Origin of the sequence: Microbacterium sp. NPDC089695 (assembly GCF_044749085.1) — a bacterium.
Taxonomy (GTDB): Bacteria; Actinomycetota; Actinomycetes; order Actinomycetales; family Microbacteriaceae; genus Microbacterium.
On the sequence record NZ_JBIVHG010000004.1, the window covers coordinates 112,638 to 138,602 of the forward strand.

Below are 25,965 nucleotides of genomic sequence, written 5' to 3' on the forward strand. Positions count from 1 at the left end.
CCACCGACATCGGGGCCGCGCGGTGCGCACGCCCCGGGCTCAGTCCCCGTCGCGCAGGGGGTGCGCCCCCGCTGCGTCGCGCAGGACGCCGGACGACAGCGCAGCGGCGACCCCGCACAGACCGACGATCGCGACCACGAACCACGACCAGTCCGCCGATCCGAACACGATCCCGAGCGCCCAGCCGAACAGACTCGACCCCGCGTAGTAGCCGAAGTAGTAGAGCGACGACGCCTGCGCCCTCGTCGTCGGCCCGGCGGCGACGGGCGCCCACCCCGACGCCACCGCATGCGCGCCGAAGAAGCCTGCTGTGAAGAGGAGGAGACCGAGCAGCACGACCGCCGTGACCCCGGCGAGCATCAGGAGCGCCCCGATCGCCATCACGCCCGTCGCGCCGACCAGCACGGGATGACGCCCGAACCGCGACGCGAGCACGCCCGCCCAGGGCGACGACACCGTGCCGGCGAGATAGGCGAGGAACAGCAGGGTCACGAACCAGGCGGGCAGGCTGAACGGCGCGCCGGCGAGGTGGAAGCCGAGATAGTTGTAGACCGCGACGAACGCGCCCATCAGGAGGAACCCCTGGGCGTAGAGCACGAGCAGCGCCGCGGAGCGCAGCGGGACCACCAGACGGGTGAGCATCCCCACGGTGTCCTCTCCCGCCCGCATCCTCCCGGGCACGAAACCACGCGCCCTGGGCGTGAGCCACAGGAAGAGAACCGCGGCGACCGCGCAGATCGCCGCGACCGTCCACATCCCGATGCGCCATCCGGCCGGTTCTCCGACGATCCCCGAGGCGATGCGTCCGAGCAGACCGCCGACCGTGGTCCCCGCGATGTAACTCCCCGCTGCTGCCGCGGCGCTGCGCACCTCGACCTCCTCGCTCAGGTACGCGAGGGCGACTGCCGGGACGGCGCCGAGCGCCATTCCCTCGAGCAACCGGAGCAGCAGGAGCATCTCGAGCGTGGGGCTCAGCGGGGCGAGGAGTCCGAGGACCGTGGCGGCGAGAACGCCGATCCCCATGGCGGGGACCCTGCCGATGCGGTCGGCGACGAGAGACCAGGGGATGACGGCCGCAGCGAGTCCCAGCGTCGCGGCCGACACGGTCAGCGCGGCCGTCGCCGGAGAGACGCCCAGTTCGGCCGACAACTGCGGCAGCACCGCCTGGGGCGAGTACAGCTGCGCGAACGTCGCGATCCCGGCGAAGAACAGCCCGACGATCAGGCGACGGTAGGGGGTCGATCCGGGCGCGTGTCCGGTGAAAGTCACCGCTGCGTGATCCGCTGCCAGAGCGCGTCCGCCTGCGCGAGCGTCTCGTCGAGCGACCCGGCGGTGTCGATCACCTCGTCCGCGACCGCCAGCCGACGCTCGTCGCTCACCTGCGCGTCGATGCGCTCCTGCGCGGCCCCTGACTCCATCCCTCGCAGTTCGACGAGTCGACGCAGGCGCACCTCGGCCGGTGCGTGCGCGACCACGATCAGGTCCCAGGGATCGTCCACGCGGGCCTCGACGAGCAACGGCACGTCGTAGACCACCACCGCATCCGGATCTCCCGCCGCGGCCTCGTCGAATCGACGCTGGGACTCGGCGCGGACCGCCGGATGCACGATCTCGTTGAGCCGTCGAAGCTGCTCCTGATCTCCGAAGACGATGGCACCGAGCGCTGCGCGGTCGAGCGACCCGTCCTCCGCGAGCACTCCTTCGCCGAAGGCGTCGGCGATCGCGGCCAGCACCGGCGTGCCCGGAGCCTGCACGTCGCGCACGATCCGATCCGCGTCGACGATCACGGCCCCGTGCTCGGCGAGCCGTCGCGCGATGGTCGACTTCCCCGACGCGATGCCGCCGGTGAGAGCGATGAGAGGCATGACGTCAGTCTAGGCTCGGTGACCCGCGGGTCAGCGAGCGAGCAGCTGCCGCCGCGAGCTGAGCACGCCCGTGTCGAAGCCCGCGAGATGCAGACCGCCGTGGAACCGCGCGTGCTCGATCTTGATGCACCGGTCCATGACGACGTCGAGACCGGCCGCCTCGGCGAGAGCCGCGGCATCCTCGTTCCACGAGCCGAGTTGCAACCACAGCGTCTTCGCCCCCGCGTCGATCGCCTCCTGTGCCACACCCGGGAGGTCGTCGTGGCGACGGAACACGTCGACCACGTCGGGCGCGACCGGGAGATCGGCGAGCGAGGCGTACACGGGCTGACCGAGGATCTCGGTCTCCCGCGGATTCACGAGATACACGTCGTATCCGCTGCTCGACAGCAGGTACGTGGTCACGAAGTAGGACGCGCGCGCGGGGTTGTTCGACGCCCCGACGATCGCGACGCTCTTCGTGCGACGGAGGATCTCGAAGCGCTGCTGCGCACCGGGGCCGACCCAGGTGCGCCCGTCGACGGCCGGCGCGGCACCGGGCAGAGCGCAGGCGACCGCATCCTGAGCCGGGAGTGCGCAGGCGTCGCCCGCAGTGATGTCGCTCATCGGTTCGCTCCCGTCGCGATGGTCAGGGCCTGATCGAGGTCCCAGATGATGTCGGCCGCGTCCTCGAGGCCCACCGAGATGCGGATGAGATCGGGTCGGACACCCGCGCCGTCGAGCTGCTCCTCGGTGAGCTGTCGGTGCGTCGTGGACGCCGGGTGGATCACGAGCGTGCGCGCATCGCCGATGTTCGCGAGGTGCGAGGCGAGCTGGAGGCTCTCGATGAGCTTCTCCCCCGCGGCACGGCCGTCGTCGGCCTTCACACCGAACGCGAAGACCGATCCGGGTCCGAGCGGCAGGTACTTGGCAGCGCGATCGTGATGCGGGTGCCCCTCGAGGCCCGCCCACGTGACGTACTCGACGCGCGGATCGGATGCGAGCCAGTCGGCGACCACGCGGGCGTTCGCGACGTGCGCGTCGATCCGCTGCGGGAGCGTCTCGATGCCCTGCAGCAGATTGAACGCCGCCTGGGGGCTCAGCGCGGGCCCGATGTCGCGCAGCTGCTCGGTGCGGAGCTTGGTGAGGAACCCGTACTCGCCGAAGTTGTCCCACCACTTGATGCCGCCGTACGAGGCGACCGGCTCGGTCATCTGGGGGAAGCGGCCGTTGCCCCAGTCGAACGTGCCCTTCTCGATCACGATGCCGCCGAGCGTGGTGCCGTGTCCGCCGAGGAACTTCGTGACGGAGTGGATGACGATGTCCGCGCCGTGCTCGAGGGGACGCGCGAGGTACGGGGTCGCGAGCGTGGCGTCGACCACGAGCGGGACGCCGGCGGCATGGGCGACCCCGGCGAGCCCCTCGATGTCGGCGATCTCGCCCGAGGGATTCCCGATCATCTCTACGTAGACGACCTTGGTCTCCGGACGGATCGCGGCTGCGTAGTCGGCCGGATCCGTCGACGCGACGAAGGTCGTGTCGACGCCGAAGCGGCGCAGCGTCACGTCGAGCTGAGTGACGGTTCCGCCGTAGAGCTGCGCGGCGGCGACGACGTGGTCGCCGGCGCCGACGAGAGCCGCGAACGTGATGAACTCCGCGCTCATGCCGGATGCTGTCGCGACGGCGCCGATCCCGCCTTCGAGAGAGGCCAGACGCTCCTCGAGCGCCGCCACGGTCGGGTTGCCGATGCGCGAGTAGATGTTGCCGTACTTCTGCAGGGCGAAGAGGTTGCCCGCGTCCGCCGCGTCGTCGAAGACGAACGACGTCGTCTGGTAGATCGGCACGGCACGAGCACCCGTGGCCGCGTCCGGCGTGCCGCCGGCGTGCAGCGCTCTGGTGCGGAATCCGAAGCGGTGTTCTTCCGTCATGGTGTCCTCAGTTCGGCGTTCTCGAGCACGGCGGCGATGTCGTCGACGGCCCACGGGTTCTGCAGCGATGTGGTGTCGCCCAGAGGTGCGACGGGGCGGCCGGCACGGCGATCGTGCTCGGCCTCCCACAGCTGGGCGAGGAGTCGGCGCATGATCTTGCCCGACCGGGTCTTGGGGAGATCCTCCACCACCACGATATGGCGTGGCTTGGCCACGGGACCGATCGCGCGTGCGACTTCGTCACGCAGCGCGCTCGTCGAGACTTCAGCGCGCCCGGATCCGGTCACGAACGCGACGACGGCCTGACCCGTCACGGCGTCCGAGACGCCGGCGGTCCCTGCTTCGCCGACCGTGTCGTGCGCGACAAGCGCCGATTCGATCTCGATCGTCGACAGGCGGTGCCCCGAGACGTTCACGACGTCGTCGAGACGGCCGAGGATGCGGATGCTGCCGTCGGCGTCGCGCGTCGCACCGTCGCCGGCCACGTAGTAGCCGCCCCACTCCCCGTGCCCGGCGTAGGTCGCCCAGTAGGCGTCACGGTAACGCTGCGGGTCGCCCCACACGGTGCGGGCCATGCCGGGCCACGGCCGACGGACCACGAGGGTTCCCGAACGTCCGGGCGCGACCTCCTCGCCGGCCTCGTCCACGACGGCGGCGTCGATGCCGGGAAGCGGCACGGAGGCCGATCCGGGCGTGAGCGTCGTGACGCCCGGGAGCGGGGCGATCATCGCCGCGCCGGTCTCGGACTGCCACCAGGTGTCGATCACCGGGAGCTCGTCACGTCCGAAGTTGCGGCGGAACCAGACCCACGCCTCGGGGTTGATCGCCTCTCCCACCGTGCCGAGGAGTCTCAGGCTCGACAGGTCGTGTCCGCCAGGCAGGTCGGGGCCGAACCACGTCATGAACGTGCGGATGAGCGTGGGCGCCGTGTAGTAGACGGTCACGCCGTAGCGCTCGATGATCTCGAGGTGCCGCTCGCGCACCGGAGTGTCCGGTGTGCCCTCGTAGATGACCTGCGTCAGCCCGTTCGACAGCGGTCCGTAGATCTCGTAGGTGTGCGCGGTCACCCAGGCGAGGTCGGCCGTGCACCAGTGCACGTCGTCGGGCTTGGCGTCGAAGTGCGCCCAGTGCGCCCAGCTCGAGTGTGCGAGATAGCCGCCCGAGGTGTGCACGAGGCCCTTCGGCTTCCCTGTGGTGCCTGAGGTGTAGATGATGAAGAGCGGATGCTCGGCATCGAACGGCTGCGGATCGTGCTCGGGCGAGGCGGCGTCGACGAGGTCGTGCCACCAGACGTCCCGGTGCTCGGTCCACGGCACGTCCTGGCCCGTGCGACGGAGCACGAGCACGTGCTCGAGATCGGGCAGCCCGTCCGCGGCGATGTCGGCGGTGGACTTGACCTCCGTCGCGGTGCCCCGACGGAACTGACCGTCGCTCGTGACGAGCAGCTTCGCACCCGTATCGGCAAGACGGAAGCGCAGCGCCTCCGCCGAGAACCCGCCGAAGACCAGCGAGTGCACAGCGCCGATGCGCGCGCACGCGAGCGTGATCACCACGGTCTCGACGAGCACCGGAAGGTAGACGACGACACGGTCGCCGGGGCGGATGCCGAGAGCCAGCAGTGCGTTCGCGGCCTGAGAGACGCGACGCCGCAGATCGGCGTACGTCACCGTCGCGCGGTCGCCGGGCTCACCCTCGAAGTGCAGAGCGACCTTGTCGCCGCGCCCGGCCTCGACGTGACGGTCGACGCAGTTGTACGCGACGTTCAGGCGTCCGCCCGTGAACCAGCGCGCGGCGGGCACGGCTCCGTCGACGGGCGGGTCCCACTCGTGCGCGGTGTGCCAGGGCTCCGCCCAGTCCAGGCGGCGCGCGGCATTCTCCCAGAACGCGATCGGATCGGCCGCGGCTCGCGCGTACGCCTCGACCCCGACGTTCGCCGTCGCCGCGAGGTCGGCGGGTGGCGGATAGCTGCGGTCTTCGTGCAGGCGGGCTTCGGAGCCGCTCACGTCCACCGCCGCAGGAGGTACTTCTCGAAGAGCACCAGCACGCCGTTCGTGATCGTCCCGAGCAATGCCAGCAGCACGATCGACAGGATGATGCGATCGACGCGCCCGCTGCTCTGCGAATCGGTGAGCAGGAACCCGAGTCCCATCGACGAGGCGATGAGCTCGGCGGCGACCAGGAACAGCCATGCCTGCGCGAGCGCGAGTCGAAGGCCCGCCACGACGGACGGCACGACCGCGGGCAGCTGCACCGTGCGGAACAGCGACCAGCCACGCAGGCTGAACGACCGACCGGCCTCCACCAGGTGCGGGTCGACGTGACGCAGAGCCGTCGCGACGGTGGTGTACACGGGGAAGAAGGCGCCGATCGCGATGAGAGTGACCTTGGACGACTCGCCGATCTGCATCCACAGGATGAGCAGCGGAACCCACGCGAGCGAGGGCACGGCACGGATCGCGGCGAGCGTCGGGCTCAGCAGGATGTCGCCGAGACGCGACAGCCCGACGATGCCTGCGGCGGCGAGGCCGATGACCGAGCCGATCGCGAAGCCGAGCAGCACACGCTGCACCGAGATCGCGACATGCGTCCACAGCGCTCCGCGCTCGGCGAGCTCGACGCCCGCGGCCCAGACCGACGCCGGCGTCGGCAGCCGGTATGCCTCGACCATCCCGGTCGTCGTGGTGATCTGCCAGGCGACGATGATGAGCACGGGGAGCAGGAATCCACCGACGACACGCACGGCCGGACGATCCCAGCCACGGCGCGATCGCTCGTCGACCGGGCGATACGTCCCCTTCGCCGCGTCGAGGGCGTCGCGAGCATCCGCGCGGACGACGACCCGCTGATCGTCGCTCATTCTCCCCCGGTCGCCTTCTTCGCGAAGGTGTCGTTGATGATCGAGTCGAGGGCGTCGTCGATCGAGTCCTGACCGCCCAGGACGTCTCCCGATTCGACGAGCACGGGAGCGATCTTCTCGAGCACCGCGATCTGGTCGTCTCCGGGCACGCCGCTCACGTCGAGATTGGAACGCTCCTCGATCACGGTCGTCGCGACGGCGGGATCGATCCCGGCGACCTCCGCGAGCAGCGCCGCGGTCTCCTCGGGGTTCTCGAGCGCCCACTCACGGGCCTGCTCGTACGCGTCGACGACGGCCTGCGCGAGGTCGGGGTGGTTCTCGATGAAGTCCTCGGTCGCGTTCAGGAACCCGTACGAGTTGAAGTCCACGTTGCGATAGATCAGCTTGTCACCGGACTCGACCTCGGCAGCGGCCATGATCGGGTCGAGACCCGACCAGGCGTCGACCGAGCCGCCGTCGAGCGCTGCGCGTCCATCGGCGTGCTGGAGGTTCTGCACCTCGACGTCGTCTACCGAGAGACCGGCCTCCTCGAGCGCCTGCAGGAGGAAGAAGTAGGGATCGGTGCCCTTGGTCGCGGCGATCGACGTTCCGGCGAGGTCTTCGACCGAGGTGATGTCGCTGTCGGGGCCGACGACGATCGCCGCCCACTCCGGCTGCGAGAAGATGTCGATGACCTGGATGGGCGAGCCGTTGGCGCGGGCGAAGAGAGCGGCGGAACCGGCCGTCGATCCGACATCGATCGAACCGGAGCGCAGCAGCTCGTTGGCCTTGTTCGAGCCCGCGGACTGCACCCACTCGACCGTGACGTCGTCGCCGAGGATGTCCTCCAGCAGGCCCTGGTCCTTCACGACGAGGCTCAACGGGTTGTAGGTCGCGAAGTCGATCGACAGCGTGTCGGACGACCACTCGCCCGAGGCGGCGGCGCCGTCCTGCGTCGCTCCGTCGGCGGGCGCGTCCTCCCCCGCGACACAACCGGTGGCGACGAGCATCATCGCCCCGGCGATCGCGATCGCGGGGACGAGTCGGCGGGTGATGGTGCTCATCGGTTCTCCTCAGAAGGGGTGTGATGGGTGTCGACGCCGAGTCCTTCGAGGAGCTCGGCACGGAGGTCGGCGAGGCCGCGGTCGGCGCGATCACGAGGTCGGATGCCGGGGACGGCGATCGTGCGTGCGACGGACGACTCGGCTCCTGCATCGTCCGAGAGGGTGCGCAGAAGCAGCACGCGATCTGCGAGATACAGGGCCTCTTCGACGTCGTGCGTCACGAGCAGCACCGTGGTGGGCTCCGCCGCATGGATGTCCAGCAGCAGGTCGTGCATGCGCAGGCGCGTCAATGCGTCGAGGGCTCCGAACGGTTCGTCGAGGAGCAGGACGCCGGGGTTGCGCGCGAGCGCCCTGGCGAGGGATGCGCGCTGCGCCATGCCGCCGGAGACCTCTCGCGGCCGCTGTTCGGCCGCGTGCTCGAGACCGACGAGGCGCAGCAGCTCAGCCACTCGCTCCCGGCCTTCGCGACGGGGCGTCCGACGGGGCAGCCCGAGTTCGACGTTCTGGGCCAGCGTGCGCCAGGGCAGCAGCCGCGGCTCCTGGAAGGCGATGGCCGTGCGCTCATCGGCGTCTGCGACCGCGCGGTCATCGAGGAGGATGCCTCCTCCGCTCGGTGCGTCCAACCCGCCGATCAGTCGCAGCAGAGTCGACTTGCCGCATCCCGAGGGACCGACCACGGCGACGATCTCGCCGGCCGCGATCTCGAGGTCCACGTCGCGCAGCACCTCACGTCGCACGCCGCCGCCGAGAGGGAAGGCACGCTCCACTGCCTCCAACCGCACGGGTGCCGCAGCACCGGGCGATCCGGAGGCGCCCGCCCTCGAGGGCGCGCTGAGCAGGGAGGTCATGCCCCCATGCTGTCCGAGTGGGTCGCGATGTGACGAACCGCGTCGTAATGTTCGGTCACGAAGCGACCTCGGGCGCGCGCAGGCGTCGGACATGCGGAACGGGCCGCCACCCCGAGGGGTGACGGCCCGTTCTGTCAGAGCTGTTCAGACGAGCTGAGCGTACTCAGGAGTTGCCGCCCGAGAGCTTCTCGCGAAGAGCCGCGAGAGCCTCGTCGTCCGCGAGCGTGCCCGCACCGGCGGCCTCGCTCGTGAAGGACTGGCCGCCGAAGTCCTCGCCGGCCGCAGCCTCGGCCTCGGCCGCCTTGGTGACCTGAGCCTTGTGCGCCTCCCAGCGAGCCTGGGCCGCAGCGTACTCCTGCTCCCATGCCTCGCGCTGGGCGTCGAAGCCTTCCTTCCAGGCACCGGTCTCGGCGTCGAAGCCCTCCGGGTACTTGTACTCGCCGTTCTCGTCGTACTCCGCGACCATGCCGTACAGCGCCGGGTCGAACTCGGTGCCGTTGGGGTCGACCGACTCGTTGGCCTGCTTGAGCGACAGCGAGATGCGGCGACGCTCGAGGTCGATGTCGATGACCTTGACGAAGACCTCTTCGCCGACCGACACGACCTGCTCGGCCAGCTCGACGTGCTTGCTGGAGAGCTCGGAGATGTGGACGAGGCCCTCGATGCCGTCTGCGACGCGCACGAACGCACCGAACGGGACGAGCTTGGTGACCTTACCCGGCGTGACCTGACCGATCGCGTGGGTGCGGGCGAAGACCTGCCACGGGTCCTCCTGCGTCGCCTTCAGCGACAGGGAGACGCGCTCGCGGTCGAGGTCGACCTCGAGGATCTCGACGGTGACCTCCTGGCCCACCTCGACGACCTCGGAGGCGTGCTCGATGTGCTTCCAGGACAGCTCGGAGACGTGCACGAGGCCGTCCACGCCGCCCAGGTCGACGAACGCACCGAAGTTGACGATCGACGAGACGACGCCCTTGCGCACCTGACCCTTGTGCAGGTTGTTGAGGAACGTGGTGCGCGACTCGGACTGCGTCTGCTCGAGCAGGGCGCGACGCGAGAGGACCACGTTGTTGCGGTTCTTGTCGAGCTCGAGGATCTTGGCCTCGATCTCCTGGCCGAGGTACGGCGTGAGGTCGCGGACGCGGCGCAGCTCGATGAGCGAGGCCGGCAGGAAGCCGCGGAGGCCGATGTCGACGATGAGTCCACCCTTGACGACCTCGATGACCGTACCGGTGACGACGCCGTCGTTCTCCTTGATCTTCTCGACGTCTCCCCAAGCGCGCTCGTACTGCGCACGCTTCTTGGAGAGGATCAGACGGCCTTCCTTGTCCTCTTTCTGGAGGACGAGGGCCTCGACCTCGTCGCCGACCTTGACGACCTCGTTGGGGTCGACGTCGTGCTTGATGGAGAGCTCGCGCGAGGGGATGACACCCTCGGTCTTGTAGCCGACGTCGAGCAGAACCTCATCGCGGTCGATCTTGACGATCGTGCCCTCGATGATGTCGCCGTCGTTGAAGAACTTCAGGGTCTTCTCGACCGCGGCCAGGAAGTCCTCAGCAGATCCGATGTCGTTGATGGCGACCTGCTTGGTGGCCGGGGCGGTCGTTGCGGTAGTCATGTAGTGGGTTGTCCTTGTGAATGGATACTCGGGCTGAGACGGCTCGACCGCGCACGGTCGGAGAATGCCTCTCAGCGGTGTGATTGTGGTGTCGTGTCACGAGGGCATGCATAGGCACGCCACGAGTGACAGTTCAGGTTATCAGATCAGGACCGGCCCTGACGATCCGAATGCTGACGTCCGACGCGGGCGCTGACAGACTGTGCTCATGCCCCGCCCCGAGAAGCTCCTCCTGCTCGACACCGCCAGTCTGTATTTCCGTGCGTTCTACGGGGTACCCGACAAGGTGACGGCGCCCGACGGCTCCCCCATCAACGCCGCCCGCGGGCTGCTCGACATCGTCGCGAAGCTCGTGACGCTGTACGAACCCACGCATGTCGTGGCCTGCTGGGACGACGACTGGCGTCCCCAGTGGCGCGTCGACCTGATCCCCAGCTACAAGGCGCACCGTGTTGTCGAGGTCGTGCCCGCCGGCCCGGACGTCGAAGAGGTGCCCGACCCCCTCGAAGCGCAGATCCCGCTGATCCGCCAGACCCTCGGAGCGCTCGGCATCCCGATCATCGGCGTCGCCGAACACGAGGCCGACGACGTGATCGGCACGCTCGCGACCGACGCGACCATGCCGGTCGACATCGTGACCGGCGACCGCGACCTCTTCCAACTGGTCGACGACGAGCGCGACGTCCGCGTCGTCTACACCGCTAAGGGCATGAGCAATCTCGAGATCGTGACGGATGCCGTGGTCGTCGCCAAGTACGGCGTGCTCCCGACGCAGTACGCCGACTTCGCGACCATGCGCGGAGACGCCTCCGACGGCCTCCCCGGAGTCGCGGGCGTCGGCGAGAAGACCGCCGCGACGCTGCTCAAGGAGCACGGCGACCTCGCCGGCATCCGTGCGGCGGCCGAGGCGGGCGAGGGCATGAGCGCCGGAGTCCGGGGCAAGATCCTCGCGTCGACCGCCTACCTCGACGTCGCGCCGACGGTCGTGGAAGTCGCGAAGCACCTCGACATCGTCGCCCCGACCGAGCCGCTGCGGCCGCTCGGTCCCGAGCAGGTCGACGCCGCCCTGGCGCTGGCCGAGAAGTGGAATCTCGGGGGTTCGATGGCCCGCGCGATCGCCGCGGTGGGCACGACGGCCGACTGAACGGCGGCCGTCAGCCCGCCCAGGCGAGCAGCCGCTCGAGACCCCAGGTCGTGACGATGCGGGATGCCGGGACACCGGCCCTCTCCGCACGCTGCGCGCCGTGGTCGAGCAGCGACAGCTGCCCTGGAGCGTGCGCGTCGGAGTCGATCGAGAACAGGCATCCTTCCTCGAGGGCGATCGCGATGAGCTCGTCAGGGGGATCCTGCCGTTCGGGCCGGGAGTTGATCTCGACCGCGACCCCGTTCTCGGCGCAAGCGGCGAACACCGCTCGCGCGTCGAACTGCGACTCCGGTCGCGTGCCGCGCTCCCCCTGCACGAGACGGCCCGTGCAGTGCCCGAGCACGTTCACCCGTGGATGCGCCACCGCAGCAAGCATCCGCGCGGTCATCGGCCGCGCATCCATGCGGAGCTTCGAGTGCACCGAAGCCACGACGATGTCGAGTTCCGCGAGCAGCCCGTCCTCCTGATCGAGGGCGCCGTCTTCGAGGATGTCGACCTCGATCCCGGCGAGCAGGGTGAAGCCGTCACCGGACTCGGCGCGCACGAGCGGGATCTGCTCGCGCAGCCGCTCGGCGGAGAGTCCGCGAGCGACGCGCAGTCTCGGCGAGTGGTCGGTGACGGCCTGGTACTCGTGACCCAGCGCGCGCGCAGCCGCGGCCATCACCGCGATCGGGGTCGTGCCGTCCGACCAGTCCGTGTGCGCATGGAGGTCGCCGCGGAGTTTTCCGCGGAGCTCGGATGCGATCTCCGGCTCGACCTCCCCGCGCAGCTCCACCAGATAGTCCGGCACGGATCCTGCCTGCGCCTGGCGGATCACCCCGAAGGTCGACTCGCCGATGCCCTTCGCGGCGCGCAGCCGCGTGGGGTCGTCCCGCACGTCTTCGGGCAGTTGCTGCAGGGTCGCAGCGGCCTGCCGGAATGCCTTCGCCCGATAGCGCGACGCCCGCTCGCGCTCCAGCAGCGACGCGATCTCGAGCAGTGCGGCGACCGGGTCCATGGCGTCCTCAGGCCGAGGCCAGCTCCCGGCTGACGCCGATCCACTGGTCGAGCTTCGCGGCGGCCCGTCCGTCGTCGACCGCCGCGGCCGCGCGGGCGTACCCCTCGCGCAGCCGCTCGACGATCGGACGCTGTGCCTGCGCAGCATCCTGCGAGAGCTCGAAGGCGACGATGCCGGCGGCCGCGTTGAGCAGCACGATGTCGCGCACGGCCCCCTTCTCGCCTTCGAGGGTGCGGCGCAGCACGGCGGCGTTGTGCTCGGGGGTGCCGCCGATGAGATCCGCGAGATCCGCGATCGGGATGCCGAGGTCGCGAGGATCGAGATCGTGCTCGTGGATGTCTCCGCGCGTGACCTCCCAGATACGGCTGTGGCCGGTCGTGGTGAGCTCGTCGAGCCCGTCGTCGCCGCGGAAGACGAGAGCGGTCGCGCCTCGCGTGCGGAACACCCCGGTGATGAGCGGCACGCGTTCCATCTGCGCCACGCCGACCGCGTTGGCCTCGGCGCGTGCGGGGTTGCACAGCGGTCCGAGCATGTTGAACACGGTCGGCACGCCGAGCTCCGCACGGACGGGGCCGGCGTGTTTGAACCCGGGGTGGAAGGCGCCTGCCCACGCGAACGTGATGCCGGTGCGGTCGAGGATGGACGACACCGCGGTGGGGTCGAGCGTCAGCTCCAGACCGAGTGCGCTCAGGACGTCGGAAGAACCGGATGCCGAGCTCGCCGCCCTGTTGCCGTGCTTGACCACCGGGATGCCGGCGGAGCCGATGATGATCGCCGCCGTGGTCGAGACGTTGACCGTGCCGACGCGGTCTCCTCCCGTGCCGACGATATCGAGCACGTTCGGCGAGACCGGCAGCGGTACGGCCGCCTCGAGGATCGCGTCGCGGAACCCGACGATCTCATCGATGGTCTCGCCCTTGGCGCGCAGCGCGACTAGGAACCCGGCGAGCTGAGCCTCGGTCACGTCGCCGCGCATGATCTGGCGCATGGCCCACGTCGACTCCCAGACGCTGAGGTCGCGACGCTCCAGGAGTGTGGTGAGGACGTCGGACCAGGTCAGCGATTCAGCCATGTGTGCGATCCTATCGGCGCGGCACGAGCGCTCAGATTCTTCCGACCCCGGCACCCGACGACGTGCATCCCCCGTTTCCCGCGGATTCACCGTGGATTCGCAGTGTTTTCTTAGGGTCCCCTAAGTCGAATGAAGGCGATTCGGGGCCCCGGAGTGCAAGAATCACGCTCGCGGATCGGCCATAATGGAGGGGTGACGACCTCAGCGACGTATGCCCCGGCGGCGAGAACCATCAAGCGGCCCAACCCGGTAGCTGTCGGCACCATTGTGTGGCTCGGCAGTGAGGTGATGTTCTTCGCGGGACTCTTCGCGATCTACTTCACCCTCCGCAGCACCTCCCCCGAGCTCTGGGCCGACCGCACCGAGCTGCTGAACGTGCCGTTCGCCTTCGTCAACACGGCGATCCTGGTGCTCTCCTCGTTCACGTGCCAGATGGGCGTGTTCGCTGCCGAGGACCTGCAGCCGTACCGCATCGCCAAGGGCCAGAAGAACGGTGCCGGTCGTCGCCGCCTGTTCGGCTGGGGCATGGTCGAATGGTTCTTCCTCACCTTCGCCCTGGGCGCGATCTTCGTGTCCGGCCAGGTCTGGGAGTACGCCCAGCTCGTCGCCGAGGGCCTCCCGATCAGCGCCGACTCCTACGCGTCGGCCTTCTACATCACCACGGGCTTCCACGCCCTGCACGTCACCGGCGGTCTGATCGCGTTCCTGCTCGTCATCGGGCGCGCCTACGCCGTCAAGAACTTCCGGCACAAGGAGGCGACCTCCTCGATCGTGGTGTCCTACTACTGGCACTTCGTCGACGTCGTCTGGATCGTGCTGTTCGTCGTTATCTACTTCCTGAAATAAGAGCGGAGCTGATCCCCGAGATGGCACGAGAGAAGAAGCGCCGTTCGAACGGTCGTCGCAGTCCCCTGGCTGCGGCCGCCCTCATCGGAGCAGGCCTCATGATCACCGGCGCCGTGTACGCCGGAGCGTCGGCCGCGTTCGCCGCGACCGACACCCAGACGGCGGCCTCGAGCACGCTCACCGTCGAGGACGGCGAGAAGCTGTTCCAGGCGAACTGCGCCACCTGTCACGGCCTCGACATGCAGGGCACCGCCAACGGCCCCAGCCTGTACGGCGTGGGCGAGCTCGCGGTCGAGTTCCAGATGTCGACCGGACGCATGCCGCTGCAGATGCAGGGCCCGCAGGCACCGCAGAAGGAAGCGCAGTTCACGGAGGACCAGATCCTCGCCGTGTCCTCGTACGTGCAGTCCGTGGCCCCCGGCCCGACCTTCCCCTCCGAGCGGACGCTCGACGGAAAGGGCGATGTCGCGAACGGCGCCGAGCTCTTCCGCGTCAACTGCGCGATGTGCCACAACGTCGCCGCCGCCGGTGGCGCTCTCACCGAGGGCAAGTACGCCCCCGGACTGACCGAGACCAGCGCGCTGCACATGTACGCCGCCATGGTCACCGGCCCGCAGAACATGCCCGTCTTCGGCGACATGAACCTGTCCGACGAGGACAAGCGCGACATCATCTCGGCACTGCTCTTCCAGCAGCAGTCCGTGCAGGTCGGCGGTTTCTCGCTCGGCTCGCTCGGTCCGGTGTCCGAGGGCCTGTTCGTCTGGATCTTCGGAATCGGCGCCTTGGTCGCCATCACCGTGTGGATCACGGCGAAGTCCAACTGACGCTTATTCATCGAAGAGGAACGTACGAGGAGCACCATGGCACACGACGACGACTCGCAGGCTCTTGACAGGGCCTACCAGCCCTCTCCGGGGCTGGGCGTCGCAGTCAGCGACCCCGTGCAGAACCCGGGGCTGCCGCCGCATCGTGAGCGGATGACCGACAAGGACCCGCGCGCCGAGAAGACGGCGGAGCGCACGGTCTACACCCTGTTCTACCTATCGCTCGCGGGAAGCATCTGGGCAGTCGCCGCCTACATGCTGTTCCCGATCGAGAGCGGCGCGCTCATCGACATCCGCCAGAACAACCTCTTCATCGGTCTCGGCATCGCACTCGCGCTGCTCGCGATCGGTATCGGCGCGATCCACTGGTCGAAGGCGCTGATGGCCGACAAGGAGCACATCGAGCACCGCCACCCCACCCGGGGCAAGGACTCGACGCGCGAGGCGGTCATCGCCTCGTTCGAGGCCGCGAACGAGGAGTCCGGCTTCGGCCGTCGCACCATGATCCGCAACTCGCTGTTCGCGGCGATCGTGGCGTCGATCATCCCCGGTGTCACGCTGTTCCGCGGCCTCGCCCCGCACAGCACCCCCGAGGACCCCACCGCCGGCGACCCCGTCGCGCTGCTCAAGCACACGATGTGGGAAGAGGGCGCTCGTCTCGTCCGCGACCCCGACGGCACCCCGATCCGCGCTGCGGACGTCACGCTCGGCTCCGCGTTCCACGTGATCCCCGAGGAGCTCGCGACGCTCAGCCACCACGACGGCTACCTGGAGGAGAAGGCCAAGGCCATCGTCCTCATGATGCGTCTGCGTCCCGAGCAGCTCATCGAGTCGGAAGAACGCAAGGACTGGTCGTACGACGGCATCGTCGCGTACTCGAAGGTCTGCACGCACGTCGGCTGCCCCGTGGCGCTGTACGAGCAGCAGACGCACCACCTCCTCTGCCCCTGCCACCAGTCGCAGTTCGACGTCACGGACCACGCCAAGGTCATCTTCGGCCCGGCCGCGCGTCCGCTGCCGCAGCTGCCCATCACCGTCGACGACGAGGGCTACCTCGTCGCACGCAGTGACTTCACCGAGCCCGTCGGCCCGAGCTTCTGGGAGCGCCATTGAGCACCGCAACGCTGTCCAAAGAGGACAAGGACACCAAGGCGCCGCTCGGCGGCCGCTTCGTCGGCGCCGCGTCGAACTACATCGATGAGCGCACCAGCCTCTCCGGCTTCGTCAAGGAGCTCGGACGCAAGATCTTCCCCGACCACTGGTCGTTCATGCTCGGCGAGATCGCGCTGTGGAGCTTCGTGGTCGTGTTCCTCTCCGGAACCTTCCTGACGTTCTTCTTCCAGGCCTCCATGGTCGAGACGCACTACACAGGTGCGTACGCGCCGATGCGCGGCATCGCGATGTCGGCGGCGCTCGAGTCGTCGCTGCACATCTCCTTCGACCTGCGCGGCGGACTCCTGGTCCGCCAGATCCACCACTGGGCCGCCCTGGTCTTCGTGGCCGGCATCGGCGTGCACATGCTGCGCGTCTTCTTCACCGGCGCGTTCCGCAAGCCGCGTGAGCTCAACTGGGTGATCGGCTTCGTGCTGTTCATCCTGGCCATGGCCGAGGGCTTCACCGGATACTCGCTGCCTGACGACCTGCTCTCGGGCAACGGCCTCCGCATCATCGACGGCATGATCAAGGGCTTCCCGCTCGTCGGCACCTGGATCTCGTTCCTGCTCTTCGGCGGCGAGTTCCCCGGCACCGACATCGTGGGGCGCCTCTACACGCTGCACATCCTCCTGCTGCCGATGCTCGTCATCGCGCTGATCGTCGTGCACCTCATGCTGATGATCGTCAACAAGCACACCCAGTTCGCCGGCCCCGGCCGCACGAACGACAACGTCGTCGGTTACCCGATGATGCCGGTGTACATGTCGAAGATGGGCGGCTACCTGTTCATCGTCTTCGGCACGATCGTCCTGATCGCGACGTTCTTCCAGATCAACCCGATCTGGAACTACGGACCTTACGACCCATCCCCCGTCTCCGCCGGAACCCAGCCCGACTGGTACATCGGCTTCGCGGACGGCGCTCTGCGTCTCGCTCCGTCGAACTGGGACGTCGTGTTCCTCAACCACACGTGGTCGTTCGGCATCCTGGCGCCGGTCGCCGTGCTCGGACTGTTCATCGTGGTCGTCGCGATCTACCCGTTCCTCGAGGCGTGGGTCACGGGCGACAAGCGCGAGCACCACATCGCCCAGCGTCCCCGCAACGCGGCGACCCGTACCGCGATCGGCGTGGCCGGCGTCATCTTCTACGCCGTGCTGTGGGCGGCAGCATCGTCCGACCTCATCGCGACGCACTTCATGCTCACGATGGAGGGCGTGATCCACACGCTGCAAGCGCTGCTGTTCCTCGGCCCGATCCTCGGATACTTCGTCACGAAGCGCATCGCCCTGGCCCTGCAGAAGAAGGATCGCGAGATCGTCCTGCACGGCTTCGAGTCGGGGCGTATCGTGCGCCTCCCCGGCGGCGAGTTCATCGAGGTCCACGAGCCGGTCGACAAGTACGACCGCTGGAAGCTCATCGACGTCGACGGCTACGAGCCCCTGGTGGTGCGTCCGAACGACAAGGGCCGCATCCCGTGGACCGAGAACCTTCGCTCCTCGATCTCGCGGTGGTTCTTCGAAGACCGTCTCGCCCCGCTCACGCAGGCTGAGATCGACGAGGCCGATGCGCACCAGCACCACGTCACGGCTCACAACGAGGAGACCGAGGCTGCCGAGATCCAGGGTGCCCACGAGCGCGCAGGCTTCCCCGACGCCCCGCTCACGGTCGATGAGACCCACGTGGACGAGACGCCGAACACGCCCAGCACGGTCATCGCGACCGAGCCCGTGAAGAAGCCTCGCAAGAAGAAGTCGGAGGACGGCGAGTAAGACCCGCCCCTCCCCGAGAAGGCCCTGTCCGTTCGCGGACAGGGCCTTCTCATGTTCACGTGGGAGGATCGGGGCATGGCCTCCGTACGAGTCCCCTGTGCCGCCTCCTGCACCGCAGCGTTCGCCGCGGAGGACGGAGGCGCGTCGTGACGACCACGGTCATCCGCGAGGCGGCCGCCGATGACGCCGAGATGATCCAGGCGATCGAGGCCGCAGCCGACGCTCTGCTCATCGACGTTCTCGGCGCGCCGGAGTGGCCGCCGCCGGGAGATGCGATCGAGCGCCTCGGACAGCCGGGCTACGTCCTCGTGCTCGACGACCCCGACGACGACTTCCCTGTCGGCTTCGTGCACGTCCTCGACGTCGACGGGCACGCCCACCTCGAGCAGCTCTCCGTGCTCCCGGAGTCGGGGCAGCAGGGATACGGCCGCAGCCTCGTCACGGCCGCGCTCGATGAGGCGCGGGAGCGCGGGTACACGCGCGTCACTCTCCGCACCTACGCCGACATCCCGTGGAACGCGCCCTTCTACGCCTCCTGCGGCTTCCTGGAGAGCATCCCGGAGTCCGGATTCCAGCTCGGGCTCGTCGAGACGGAAGCCTCGCTCGGCATCGACCGCTACGGTCGCCGCCTGCAGATGACTGTGGAGCTCTGACGGAACTCCGTCCTGCGTGATTGGCGGAATCCGACGCGTCATCGTCAGGATCGCAGCGGCGGATAAGGGGCGGACCTCCATAGTCTGGCCTCATGATCGATCGCGCCGACTACTACGCAGCCAGACTCGCCTCGGAGACCGACGCCAGCGACGCCTATGCGGCGCTGACGCGCGGCGACGACCTCATGATCGTCGATGTGCGCTCCGCCGAGGCGTGGGCACAGGGACGCGTCGCCGGCGCCGTGCACATGCCCTACCGGGAGATCGCCACCCGGGCACCCGTCGAGATCGCTCAGGACGCTCAGGTGGTCGTCTACTGCTGGAGCCCTGGATGCAACGCCGGCGTCAAGGGAGCGCTCGAGTTCGCGAAGCTCGGCTACGACGTCAAGGAGATGATCGGCGGCTTCGAGTACTGGGTGCGCGAAGGTTATCCCGTGGAGGACGCCGACGGCGTCCATCGACGGCCCGTCGACCCTCTCACCGGTATCGCCCGCATCCGCACGCGCGCCTAGCAATCTCGGGCACGCAGAAGGCCCCTGGGATGCGTCCCAGGGGCCTTCTGCGTCATGAGTCAGCGGGCGAAGTTGCCTCGGTAGTACTCGTACACCCAGCCGACGATCGCGACGACGAAGATCGCGAGTCCGATCGGGAGCAGGAAGTGACCCACGGCGAGTCCGACGACGAAGATCGCCGCCGACGCCGCGAGGACGAGCGGCCACCAGGACCACGGGCTGAACTCGCCGAGCTCGGGGTCGCCGTCGTCGATGTCGCTGGTCAGGATGTCTTCGGGAAGTTCACCCTTCTGCGCCTTGTGCGTGCGGTCGAGATAGAAGGCGATCATCGCGCCCATGAAGGCCGCGAAGAACAGCGCCACGGTGCCGACCCACTCGATTCGCATCGCGAAGTTGTCGTTCGGCGTGGCCAGGATGTGCCAACCGGTGTAGACGACGCCGACCAGCGCGAAGAACGCGGTCAGGATCCACCAGAGGATGACGTTGTCGCGCATGGGTCAGTGGCCCTCTCGCTCGCCGGGAGCCGTGGTAGCGAACTCCGCAGCCTCCGGATGGTTCAGATCGAATGCCGGACGCTCGCTGCGGATGCGCGGGATCGACGTGAAGTTGTGACGCGGCGGCGGGCACGAGGTGGCCCACTCGAGCGAGGCGCCGTAGCCCCACGGATCGTTGACGGTGACCTTCGGAGCCTTGCGCGCCGTGATCCAGACGTTCAGGAAGAACGGCAGCATCGAGGCTCCCAGGATGATCGCACCGATCGTCGACACCTGGTTCTGCCAGGTCCAGCCGTCGGCCGCCGAGTAGTCCGCGTAGCGACGCACCATGCCGTCGACGCCCAGCCAGTGCTGGATGAGGAACGTCATGTGGAAGCCGATGAACAGCATCCAGAAGTGCACGTAGCCGAGGCGCTCGTTCAGCATGCGACCGGTCCACTTCGGCCACCAGAAGTAGAAGCCGGAGAACATCGCGAAGACGACGGTTCCGAAGACGACGTAGTGGAAGTGGGCGACGACGAAGTACGAGTCGGACAGCGCGAAGTCCAGCGGCGGAGCCGCGAGGATGACACCGGTCAGACCGCCGAAGACGAACGACACGAGGAAGCCGAGGGCGAAGACCATCGGAGTCTCGAAGGTCACGGATCCTCGCCAGAGCGTTCCGATCCAGTTGAAGATCTTCACACCCGTCGGCACAGCGATGAGCATCGTCATGAGAGCGAAGAACGGCAGCAGCACGGAGCCGGTGACGTACATGTGGTGGGCCCACACCGCGACGGAGAGAGCCGCGATCGCGATGGTCGCGTAGACGAGGGTCTTGTACCCGAAGATCGGCTTGCGGCTGAAGACCGGGAAGACCTCGGACACGATGCCGAAGAACGGCAGGGCGATGATGTACACCTCGGGGTGACCGAAGAACCAGAACAGGTGCTGCCAGAGCAGGACGCCGCCGTTGGCCGGGTCGTAGATGTGCGCGCCGAGCACGCGGTCGGCGCCGGCGGCGAAGATCGCGGCGGCGAGCACCGGGAAGGCCATCAGGACCAGGAGGCTCGTGATGAGCGTGTTCCAGGAGAAGATCGGCATGCGCCACATCGTCATACCCGGGGCGCGCATCGTGATGATCGTCGTGATGAAGTTCACGGCGCCGAGGATGGTTCCGAATCCGGAGATGCCGAGACCCAGCATCCAGAGGTTGCCGCCCGCGCCCGGCGAGAACGAGGCGCTCGCGAGCGGCTGATAGGCGAACCAGCCGAAGGATGCCGCACCCTGCGGGGTGAGGAAGCCGGCGACCGCGATGGTCGAGCCGAACAGGAAGAGCCAGAACGCGAACGCGTTCAGACGCGGGAAGGCGACGTCGGGAGCACCGATCTGCAGCGGCAGGATCGCGTTCGCGAAACCGGCGAACAGCGGCGTCGCGAACATCAGCAGCATGATCGTGCCGTGCATCGTGAACAGCTGGTTGTACTGCTCCTTCGTCGGGATGATCTGCATTCCCGGCGCGAAGAGCTCGGCGCGGATGACGAGGGCCATCACGCCGCCGAGGAGGAAGAACAGCACCGACGCGATGAGGTACATGTACCCGATCGTCTTGTGGTCGGTCGAGGTGATCCACTTGACGACGATGTTGCCCTTCTGCTCGACGCGCGAGGAGCTCATGAGAGCGGCCTGGCGAGCCGGGAGGGTCGTGGGGCGCGAGCGGGGCGCCTCGTCGGTGCGGGGGGCTTCAGTGGTCGACATGGCTTACTCCTCCCCTTCCTCGGTGCCGGTCGCGGGGGTGGTGCCCGGGTAGTTCGCCAGACGGTCGTAAGCGTCGGTGATGTCTCCCGTGTTCCCCTCCTCCTTGAGCGTCTCGAGGTAGGCGTCGTATTCGTCCTGCTCAACGACCTTGACGTTGAAGAGCATCATCGAGTGGTACTCGCCGCAGAGCTCGGCGCACTTGCCGGCGTACTCCCCGACGCGGGTGGGTATGAACGACCAGGAGTTGTCCTTCCCGATGTACATGTCCTTCTTGTAGAGGAAGTCGATGATCCAGAAGGAGTGGATGACGTCGCGGGACTGCAGGTTGATCGTGACCTTCTGGTCGACCGGGAGCACCAGCGTGGGGAGCAGATCCTGGTCGATGTTGCCCGCGGCATCCGGCTGCGCCTGGATTCCCATGGTCCACACGGCGTCGGAGTTGTCGTCCTCGTCGCCGTCGTACTGGAAGTCCCACGCCCACTGCTTGGCGATCGCGGTGATCTCGACGTCGGGGTCGTCCCACTTCGCCTCGATGGCGGCCTGGTCACGGGCCGTGAAGAAGAACATACCCAGCACCAGGATGAGCGGCACGATCGTGTAGAAGATCTCGATCGGCATGTTGTAGCGCATCTGCACCGGCAGACCGGTCTGCCCCTTGCGGCGGCGGTACGCGATCGCGGCCCAGGCCATCAGGCCCCAGGTGATCACGCCGACCGCGAGGAGGACGATCCACGAGTTGACCCACAGCGAGGAGACCCGCTCGGTCTGGTTCGTGGCTGCTGGTCCGTCGTCCACGAAGCCGGGGAGGTACCCGTTCAGCTCGGTGGTGGTACATCCAGCCAGGGCCACGGCGGTCACTACTCCCAGCGGAAGAGCGACCCAACGAAGGCGGCGTTTCGAGGGCACGATGCACCTTTCAGATTGCGGACAGGGCACACCCAAGTCTAGGGCAACCTCACACCCGATTCATGCCAACCACGCAGGTTGGCGGAGCCGATCGGATCAGTGGAAGCTGTCGCCGCAGGCGCAGCTGCCCGCCGCGTTGGGGTTGTCGATCGTGAAGCCCTGCTCGGAGATCGTGTCCTTGAAATCGATCGACGCGCCGTCCAGGTACGGGACGCTCATGTTGTCGACGATGACCTCGACGCCGTCGAAGTCGACGGTCTCGTCGCCCTCGAGGAAGCGCTCGTCGAAGTAGAGCTGGTAGATGAGGCCCGAGCATCCTCCGGGCTGCACCGCGACGCGCAGACGAAGGTCGTCGCGACCCTCCTGCTCGAGGAGGTTCTTGACCTTGGTGGCGGCCGCGTCGGTCAGCTTCACGCCGTGTGCCTGCGCGGTCTCGGCCGGGGTGAGTGTGGTGTCGCTCATGTCGCTCCTTCGGATCTGCCGCGCTCGCACACGGCTGGTGCCTCGATTTTACCCTCCACCCCGGTGGGCGGGGGTCAGATCACGACGTCGTTCATGCGCGAGAGCAGCAGCGCCTCGGTCGCGACGGCGTGGCGGAACGTGTCGAGGTGCAGCGACTCGTTCGGACTGTGCGCGCGGGAGTGCGGGTCCTCGACGCCCGTCACCAGGATCTGCGCGGCGGGGAACTCCCGCACGAGATCGGCGATGAACGGGATCGACCCGCCGACGCCCAGGTCGATCGGGGCGACTCCGTAGCCGTCGTGCATCGCCGAGCGGGTCAGCGCGACCGCCCAGCCGCTCGTGTCGACGAGGAAGCCGTTGCCGAGGTCGACGTCGGAGAACGTCAGCTCGGCGCCGAACGGGGCGTGGGCGCGCAGGTGCGCCTCGAGGGCCGCGTACGCGTCCTCCCCCGACTGCCCGGGCGCGACGCGCGCGCTGATCACGACCGAGACCTCGGGGAGGAGGGTGTTGGAGGCCGCCGCGACGCTCGTGGCGTCGATGCCGATGACCGTGACCGACGGCTTGTTCCAGATGCGGCTGAGGATCGTGCCGTCGCCGATCGGGGACGTGCCAGGCAGGAGCCCTGCCTCATCGCGCAGGGTCTCCTCCGAGTAATCGGGCGTCGGCGCGTCGCGCTCGGTCATCCCCTCGACGGCGACGGAGCCGTCGCCGTTCCACAGCGTCGACAGCATCGTGACCGTCGCCATCATCGCATCGGGCACGGCTCCCCCGAACATGCCGGAGTGCGAGGCGTGGTCGAGCGTGCGCACGCGCACCGTGAAGCGCGCGTTGCCGCGGAGCGACACCGTGAGGCCCGGGGTCTCGGAGTCCCAGTTGCCCGAGTCGGCTACCACGATCGCGTCCGCCCGCAGGGCGTCCTTGTTGTCGGAGAGGAACTGCGCGAAGGAACGGGAGCCGTACTCCTCCTCGCCCTCGATGAACATCGCGATGCCGAGCTCGAGGTCGTCGCCGAGCACCTCGGACACCGCACGGATCGAGGCGATGTGCGCCATGATGCCGGCCTTGTCGTCGGCCGCCCCGCGTCCGTACAGGCGTCCGTCGCGGACGGTCGGCTCGAACGGCGGCGTCTCCCACAGCGCCTCGTCGCCGGGAGGCTGCACATCGTGGTGGGCATAGAGCAGAATGGTCGGCTTGCCGTTCTTCGCCGCGCGCGTCGCGAGCACGGCCGGCTGCCCGACCTCCTCGGTGCCCGGGATGCCCGCACGGAGGATGCGAACGCTGTCGAACACGCCCGTGCCCTCGGCGAGTGCCGCGACGGCTTCGGAACTGCGCTCGAGCTGCGTCTGATCGAACGCGGGCCATGCCATGCCCGGGATCCGCACGAGGTGTCCGAGATCGCTCAGCGCCGCCGGCATCCCGGTCGACGCCGCCTCCAGGACGGCGGGCTCGCGGTCGCTGGTCGGAATCTGGTCGCCGGGCTGAACAGGAGAAGTCATGCGAGTAATCTTAAGGTGATCCGCTCACACCGAACCGAGGAACCTCGTGGCCACTTCCCCCGCATCCCCGCCGACGAACGACGACGCCCCCGAGACGCCCGCCGCGGGCAAGGGACGCGCCACGCCGACCCGGGCGGAGCAGGAGGCGGCGCGTCGTCGACCGCTGGTCGCGAACACCAAGGAGGCCAAGGCCGCCGCGCGCGCCGAGCTGAACGAGCGCCGATCACGTGCGCAGGCAGGACTCGCCGCGGGCGAGGAGAAGTACCTCCCGGCTCGCGACAAGGGCCCGCAGCGCCGCTGGGTGCGCGACTACGTGGATGCCGGATGGCACCCCGCCGAGTTCGTGATGGGCGTCATGGTGCTCGTGATCCTCATCTCGCTCCTCCCGCCGAACCTCGCGATCGCCGGATTCGCCGTCGCCGGCTGGGCGTACCTCGTGATGATGGCCTACCTCGTGCTCGCGATCGGCGGCATGATCCTGCTCGGCTTCCGCGTCAAGCGCAAGATCGCGGCGAAGTTCGGGCAGGAGCGCATGGAGCGCGGGCTCGGCTGGTACGCCGCCATGCGATCGCTGCAGATGCGCTTCATGCGTCTTCCGAAGGCGCAGGTCAAGCGCGGCCAGTACCCGGACTGATCCCCCGCCGACCGGCATCCGCCCCACAGGCACGCAGAAGGCGCCCGCTCGCGAGAGCCGGGCGCCTTCTGCGTGTGTGCGCGATGCGCCCGTCAGCGTCCGCGGACGAGTCCGCGGTTGATCTCGCGTCCCCAGAAGGGACCGCGATAGAGGAATGCGGTGTATCCCTGCACCAGCGTGGCACCCGCCGAGAGCCGCTCCTGCACGTCGGCGGGAGTCTCGACACCCCCCACCGCGATGACGCAAAAGTCCTCGGGGACCGCGGCGCGCACCCGTCGCAGCACCTGGAGCGACCGCTCCTTGAGCGGCGCGCCGGAGAGCCCCCCGGCGCCTGCCGCCTCGACGGTCGCCGGGTCGGTGAGCAGTCCGTCGCGGCTGATGGTGGTGTTGTGCGCGATGATGCCCGCGAGTCCCTCGGCGACCGCGAGCTGCGCGATCGCCGTGATCTCCTCGTCCGGGAGGTCGGGCGCGATCTTCACGAGCAGCGGAGTCGCCCCCGCCGCTGCCTTCACCGCACGCAGCAGCGGTGCCAGGGTCTCGACCGCCTGCAGGCCGCGCAGCCCCGGCGTGTTCGGCGACGACACGTTCACGGCGAGATAGTCGGCGAGGGGCGCGAGGCGGGTCGCAGAGGCCACGTAGTCGTCGGTCGCCTCGTCGACGTCGACGACGCGGCTCTTGCCGATGTTGACGCCGATCACGGTGTCGGGCGCACCGCGACGCAGGGTGGCGAGGCGTCGGGCGACCGCATCCGCGCCCTGGTTGTTGAACCCCATGCGGTTGATGACCGCGCGGTCGGCGATGAGTCGGAAGAGTCGGGGCTTGGGGTTGCCGTCCTGAGGGATCGCGGTGATCGTACCGACCTCGACGTGTCCGAAGCCGAGCGCCGTGAGACCGCGCACGCCGACGGCGTTCTTGTCGAAGCCCGCGGCGATGCCGAACGGCGAAGGGAAGGTGAGCCCCAGAGCGTCGACGCGCAGCGAGGGATCGGGCTTCGTCAGGGCGCGCGTCATGGCCGAGAACGGCGGCGCGCCGAGCACCCTGATCACCGCCATGCCGGCGTGATGGGCGAACTCGGGGTCGAAGCGCGACAGGACGGCGCGGAAGAGCAGCGGATACATCCCTGCCA

General features: G+C 68.5%; 25 protein-coding genes. 8 read left to right on the plus strand and 17 right to left on the minus strand.

The genetic code is table 11. From position 1 onward, the window contains the following. Positions 1-39: 39 nt before the first annotated feature. The 9 genes from ACIPYT_RS16330 to rpsA form a co-directional block, all read right to left on the minus strand. A complete protein-coding gene (locus ACIPYT_RS16330) occupies positions 40-1,269 on the minus strand; it encodes an MFS transporter (RefSeq protein WP_401076628.1) in 1,230 nt (409 codons plus the stop codon). After that, positions 1,266-1,865, minus strand: a complete 600-nt coding sequence (gene coaE, locus ACIPYT_RS16335; RefSeq protein WP_401076631.1) for a dephospho-CoA kinase — start codon at positions 1,863-1,865, stop codon at positions 1,266-1,268. The genes ACIPYT_RS16330 and coaE overlap by 4 nt, the downstream gene beginning before the upstream one ends. A gap of 30 nt (positions 1,866-1,895) precedes the next feature. Beyond that, positions 1,896-2,471: a CoA-binding protein gene (locus ACIPYT_RS16340; protein ID WP_401076633.1), complete on the minus strand. Its 576-nt coding sequence runs from the start codon at positions 2,469-2,471 to the stop codon at positions 1,896-1,898. Then, on the minus strand, positions 2,468-3,772 hold the full coding sequence (locus ACIPYT_RS16345; protein ID WP_401076636.1) for an O-acetylhomoserine aminocarboxypropyltransferase/cysteine synthase family protein: 1,305 nt from the start codon (positions 3,770-3,772) through the stop codon (positions 2,468-2,470). Before ACIPYT_RS16345 ends, ACIPYT_RS16340 begins: the two co-directional genes overlap by 4 nt. After that, the gene (gene acs / locus ACIPYT_RS16350; RefSeq protein WP_401076639.1) at positions 3,769-5,781 is read right to left on the minus strand and encodes an acetate--CoA ligase; all 2,013 of its coding nucleotides are present in this window, start codon (positions 5,779-5,781) and stop codon (positions 3,769-3,771) included. Before acs ends, ACIPYT_RS16345 begins: the two co-directional genes overlap by 4 nt. Beyond that, positions 5,772-6,629 carry an ABC transporter permease gene (locus ACIPYT_RS16355; RefSeq protein ID WP_401076642.1) on the minus strand — a complete coding sequence of 286 codons (858 nt, stop codon included), beginning with the start codon at positions 6,627-6,629 and terminating at the stop codon, positions 5,772-5,774. The genes acs and ACIPYT_RS16355 overlap by 10 nt, the downstream gene beginning before the upstream one ends. Then, on the minus strand, positions 6,626-7,672 hold the full coding sequence (locus tag ACIPYT_RS16360; protein WP_401076645.1) for an aliphatic sulfonate ABC transporter substrate-binding protein: 1,047 nt from the start codon (positions 7,670-7,672) through the stop codon (positions 6,626-6,628). Before ACIPYT_RS16360 ends, ACIPYT_RS16355 begins: the two co-directional genes overlap by 4 nt. Beyond that, positions 7,669-8,520, minus strand: coding sequence for an ABC transporter ATP-binding protein (locus ACIPYT_RS16365; protein WP_401076647.1), 852 nt, complete (start codon positions 8,518-8,520; stop codon positions 7,669-7,671). Before ACIPYT_RS16365 ends, ACIPYT_RS16360 begins: the two co-directional genes overlap by 4 nt. Positions 8,521-8,683: 163 nt before the next feature. Next, a complete protein-coding gene (gene rpsA / locus ACIPYT_RS16370; protein ID WP_401076650.1) occupies positions 8,684-10,138 on the minus strand; it encodes a 30S ribosomal protein S1 in 1,455 nt (484 codons plus the stop codon). Between the two features lie 208 nt (positions 10,139-10,346). On the opposite strand from rpsA, the gene ACIPYT_RS16375 reads away from it, so the two are divergent. After that, positions 10,347-11,282: a 5'-3' exonuclease H3TH domain-containing protein gene (locus ACIPYT_RS16375; RefSeq protein ID WP_401076652.1), complete on the plus strand. Its 936-nt coding sequence runs from the start codon at positions 10,347-10,349 to the stop codon at positions 11,280-11,282. Positions 11,283-11,292: 10 nt separating this feature from the next. On the opposite strand, the gene ACIPYT_RS16380 is transcribed toward ACIPYT_RS16375, so the two are convergent. Beyond that, complete coding sequence (locus ACIPYT_RS16380; protein ID WP_401076655.1) at positions 11,293-12,279, minus strand: PHP domain-containing protein; 987 nt, start codon at positions 12,277-12,279, stop codon at positions 11,293-11,295. Between the two features lie 7 nt (positions 12,280-12,286). Next, positions 12,287-13,351, minus strand: a complete 1,065-nt coding sequence (gene trpD / locus ACIPYT_RS16385) for an anthranilate phosphoribosyltransferase (RefSeq protein WP_401076658.1) — start codon at positions 13,349-13,351, stop codon at positions 12,287-12,289. Between the two features lie 192 nt (positions 13,352-13,543). Between trpD and ACIPYT_RS16390 the strand changes: the two genes are divergently transcribed. The 6 genes from ACIPYT_RS16390 to ACIPYT_RS16415 all read left to right on the plus strand — a co-directional run bounded on the left by ACIPYT_RS16390 (position 13,544) and on the right by ACIPYT_RS16415 (position 19,110). Continuing rightward, entirely contained in the window at positions 13,544-14,197 is a 654-nt protein-coding gene (locus ACIPYT_RS16390; protein ID WP_153302215.1) for a heme-copper oxidase subunit III, read from the plus strand. 20 nt (positions 14,198-14,217) lie between these two features. After that, positions 14,218-15,021 carry a c-type cytochrome gene (locus ACIPYT_RS16395; protein ID WP_401076661.1) on the plus strand — a complete coding sequence of 268 codons (804 nt, stop codon included), beginning with the start codon at positions 14,218-14,220 and terminating at the stop codon, positions 15,019-15,021. A gap of 36 nt (positions 15,022-15,057) precedes the next feature. After that, on the plus strand, positions 15,058-16,134 hold the full coding sequence (locus ACIPYT_RS16400) for a Rieske 2Fe-2S domain-containing protein (RefSeq protein ID WP_401076663.1): 1,077 nt from the start codon (positions 15,058-15,060) through the stop codon (positions 16,132-16,134). After that, entirely contained in the window at positions 16,131-17,945 is a 1,815-nt protein-coding gene (locus ACIPYT_RS16405; protein WP_401076667.1) for a cytochrome bc complex cytochrome b subunit, read from the plus strand. Before ACIPYT_RS16400 ends, ACIPYT_RS16405 begins: the two co-directional genes overlap by 4 nt. A gap of 59 nt (positions 17,946-18,004) precedes the next feature. Beyond that, complete coding sequence (locus ACIPYT_RS16410; RefSeq protein ID WP_401076670.1) at positions 18,005-18,598, plus strand: GNAT family N-acetyltransferase; 594 nt, start codon at positions 18,005-18,007, stop codon at positions 18,596-18,598. A 92-nt stretch (positions 18,599-18,690) separates the two neighbouring features. After that, on the plus strand, positions 18,691-19,110 hold the full coding sequence (locus ACIPYT_RS16415; RefSeq protein ID WP_401076673.1) for a rhodanese-like domain-containing protein: 420 nt from the start codon (positions 18,691-18,693) through the stop codon (positions 19,108-19,110). Between the two features lie 59 nt (positions 19,111-19,169). On the opposite strand, the gene ACIPYT_RS16420 is transcribed toward ACIPYT_RS16415, so the two are convergent. From ACIPYT_RS16420 to ACIPYT_RS16440, 5 genes are all read right to left on the minus strand, one after another. Then, positions 19,170-19,604 (minus strand): cytochrome c oxidase subunit 4, encoded by a 435-nt coding sequence (locus tag ACIPYT_RS16420; protein WP_401076675.1) that lies wholly within the window; start codon positions 19,602-19,604, stop codon positions 19,170-19,172. Positions 19,605-19,607: 3 nt separating this feature from the next. Then, on the minus strand, positions 19,608-21,341 hold the full coding sequence (ctaD, locus tag ACIPYT_RS16425) for a cytochrome c oxidase subunit I (protein WP_401076677.1): 1,734 nt from the start codon (positions 21,339-21,341) through the stop codon (positions 19,608-19,610). A 3-nt stretch (positions 21,342-21,344) separates the two neighbouring features. Continuing rightward, positions 21,345-22,247, minus strand: a complete 903-nt coding sequence (gene coxB, locus ACIPYT_RS16430; RefSeq protein WP_401076680.1) for a cytochrome c oxidase subunit II — start codon at positions 22,245-22,247, stop codon at positions 21,345-21,347. A 96-nt stretch (positions 22,248-22,343) separates the two neighbouring features. Next, on the minus strand, positions 22,344-22,709 hold the full coding sequence (gene erpA, locus ACIPYT_RS16435) for an iron-sulfur cluster insertion protein ErpA (protein WP_401076683.1): 366 nt from the start codon (positions 22,707-22,709) through the stop codon (positions 22,344-22,346). 74 nt (positions 22,710-22,783) lie between these two features. After that, a complete protein-coding gene (locus ACIPYT_RS16440) occupies positions 22,784-24,205 on the minus strand; it encodes a dipeptidase (RefSeq protein WP_401076686.1) in 1,422 nt (473 codons plus the stop codon). 46 nt (positions 24,206-24,251) lie between these two features. Between ACIPYT_RS16440 and ACIPYT_RS16445 the strand changes: the two genes are divergently transcribed. Next, positions 24,252-24,839, plus strand: coding sequence for a DUF3043 domain-containing protein (locus ACIPYT_RS16445; protein ID WP_401076689.1), 588 nt, complete (start codon positions 24,252-24,254; stop codon positions 24,837-24,839). A gap of 92 nt (positions 24,840-24,931) precedes the next feature. Here ACIPYT_RS16445 and ACIPYT_RS16450 read toward each other — a convergent pair whose 3' ends face one another. After that, positions 24,932-25,957 carry a quinone-dependent dihydroorotate dehydrogenase gene (locus ACIPYT_RS16450; RefSeq protein WP_401076692.1) on the minus strand — a complete coding sequence of 342 codons (1,026 nt, stop codon included), beginning with the start codon at positions 25,955-25,957 and terminating at the stop codon, positions 24,932-24,934. Positions 25,958-25,965: the final 8 nt, after the last annotated feature.